Below are 2220 nucleotides of genomic sequence, written 5' to 3' on the forward strand. Positions count from 1 at the left end.
TCGATGCCGTTCAGTTTGGCGGTGGCCAGCAGGCTCTGGATGGCGGCGGCGCGACGGCCGGCGCGCTCCGAACCGGTAAACAGCCAATTCTTCTTGCCCACCGCGATCGGCCGGATGACGTTCTCCACCGGGTTGTTGTCGATCGGCAGGCTGGCGCTGTGCGCGTAGCGCGACAGCGCCGGCCAGCGTTTCAGGCTGTAGTCCATGGCCTTGGCCAGGCCACCCCCGTTGGCCACGCCTTGCCGCGTCAGCTGCAGCCAGTCGTGCAGGGCCTGCAGTTTGGGCAGGGCTTCTTGTCCGCGCAGCATCTGCCGTGCGCTGCCGTCGAGGTCGCGGCCGCGCGCTTCGATCGCGTAGAGCTCGGCGATGCGCCGCAAGGCCTCGGTGGCCACCGGGCTCTGGTTGGCCGCGTGCAGCTCGAAGAACTTGCGCCGCGCATGGGCCATGCAGCCCACGTCGGTGATACCGGCCCGGAATAGCGCCTTGTAGCCGCCGTAATCGTCGACCACCAGATGACCGCTCCAGTCCGCCAGAAACGCCCGTGCGTACGCACCGCTGCGCCCGGTCTGATAGTCGAACACGGCGATCGGCGATCCCTCGTCCAGGTCGTTGCTGCGGTAGGCCCAGAGGTAAGCGCGTTTGGTTTTGCCGCGGCCTGGATCGAGTTGCTGTACGGGTGTTTCATCGGCGTGCAGCACGGGTCGTCGTCGCAGCAACTCGCTCAGCCGATCCGCCAGAGGCTGCAAGGCCGCGCCGTAGCGCCCGGCCCACTCGGCCAGGGTCGAGCGGGCCAGGGTGACGCCGTCACGGGCGGCGATCTGTTCGAGGCGGTAGAGCGGCAGGTGATCGACGTACTTGCCGATCAGCACCCAGCTAATCAGGCCCGGGGCAGCCATGCCGCCGTCGATCACCGCCGGCGGAACCGGCGCGGCGGTGATGCTTGCGCACGGGCGGCAGGCGTATTGCGGGCGAATGTGGCGGTGCACGAAGAACTTGGCCGGTGTAACGTCGAGCTGCTCGCTGATGTCTTCGCCGATCTTGACCAGCTCGCCGCCACACTGGCCGCAGCTGCAGGTCTCGGGTTCGTGACGGTGTTCGATGCGCGGCAGGTGTTCCGGCAAGGGCTGGCGACCGGCGCGCGGGCGCTGGGTGCGCAGCTGCGGCACCTGTTGCTCGACTTCGGCCTCGATGGCGGCGCAGTCGGCGTCAGCCGTCTCACGGAACAGATCGCACTGCTCCGGCGACAGGGCTTCGTTTTTGACGCCGAAACGAATGCGCCGCAGGTGCGCCAGTTCAAGGGTCAGTGCCTGGATTTTCAACGCATCGCGCTTGACCTGGGCGCGCAGCTTTTCGGCCTCGGTGTGTAGCGGCAGGACGGCGGCAACGACGCCTTCCTGCTGGGCAGGAGCGAGGTTCAGGGCGGCGAGTTCGGCGGTTAAGAGCATGCGCCAATTCTACCGAAAATCCGCCTGAAAGGCCCGTAAATACTGGCTTTCAGGCGTTATTTTTTCACACTTTCCAATGCCCCATAGGACGCGCCTCGAGGCGTTGCCAATCGATTCCGGCGATCAGCCATTGCCACTGCGCCTGAGTCAGGGTGAACAGCCTGTCGTCGGCGTTGGGCCAGCGGAAATGGCCTTGATGCAGGCGCCGCTGGCTCAGCCACACACCGGTACCGTCCCACTGCAACAGCTTGAGCCGCGAGCCGCGCCGATTACGAAACGCATAGGCCGTGCCATCGCAGGGCGGGCGCCCGAGCGCCTGCTGGATGTGCGCCGAAAGCCCGTCGATCCCCAGGCGCATATCGACCGGCTCGACCACCAGCCACACCTGGGCCGGTATCAGCATCAGGCCATCCCCCGCAGCAACCCGGCCAGCCAGGCCGCATCGACGCCAGCCGGCAATGCCACCTGCCAGCCGCTGGCATGTTGCAGCAGCAACTCCCCGCTGACAGATGGCCCCTGCACCGCCAGCGGCACCAGGGTCAGCGGCGTAGCCGTCTGCTTGCTCCGCCTGATCCAGTAAGCGAGAGCCTTGGGCTTGAGCTCATGCTGCTGACAGTAAGCGACCTGAGTCAACCCACTGTCGCGCCAGGCCTGGACATGCCTGGCCCAGGACTCGCGCCGCGCGTGCATCGTTTCCATGTGAATCCCCTGCTGAAAAATACAGAGGATGCGGGCAGGGGTGCTCGAGGAGAAGGTGGGCGGGCTGGACGCTTAC

3 protein-coding genes are annotated in these 2220 nt (G+C 66.4%); all 3 read right to left on the bottom strand.

The window, feature by feature from the left end:
* Positions 1–1445: IS66 family transposase (tnpC, locus tag GIW04_RS30065; RefSeq protein ID WP_236479561.1), on the bottom strand; the 1445-nt coding region annotated here is incomplete at its 3' end.
* Between the two features lie 64 nt (positions 1446–1509).
* Entirely contained in the window at positions 1510–1848 is a 339-nt protein-coding gene (gene tnpB, locus GIW04_RS30070; protein WP_043107207.1) for an IS66 family insertion sequence element accessory protein TnpB, read from the bottom strand.
* Positions 1848–2144, bottom strand: coding sequence for an IS66 family insertion sequence element accessory protein TnpA (gene tnpA, locus GIW04_RS30075; protein WP_057006142.1), 297 nt, complete (start codon positions 2142–2144; stop codon positions 1848–1850). The genes tnpB and tnpA overlap by 1 nt, the downstream gene beginning before the upstream one ends.
* Positions 2145–2220: the final 76 nt, after the last annotated feature.

Source organism: Pseudomonas sp. PA-4-8C (assembly GCF_021606625.1).
GTDB classification, from domain to species: domain Bacteria; phylum Pseudomonadota; class Gammaproteobacteria; order Pseudomonadales; family Pseudomonadaceae; genus Aquipseudomonas; species Aquipseudomonas lactis.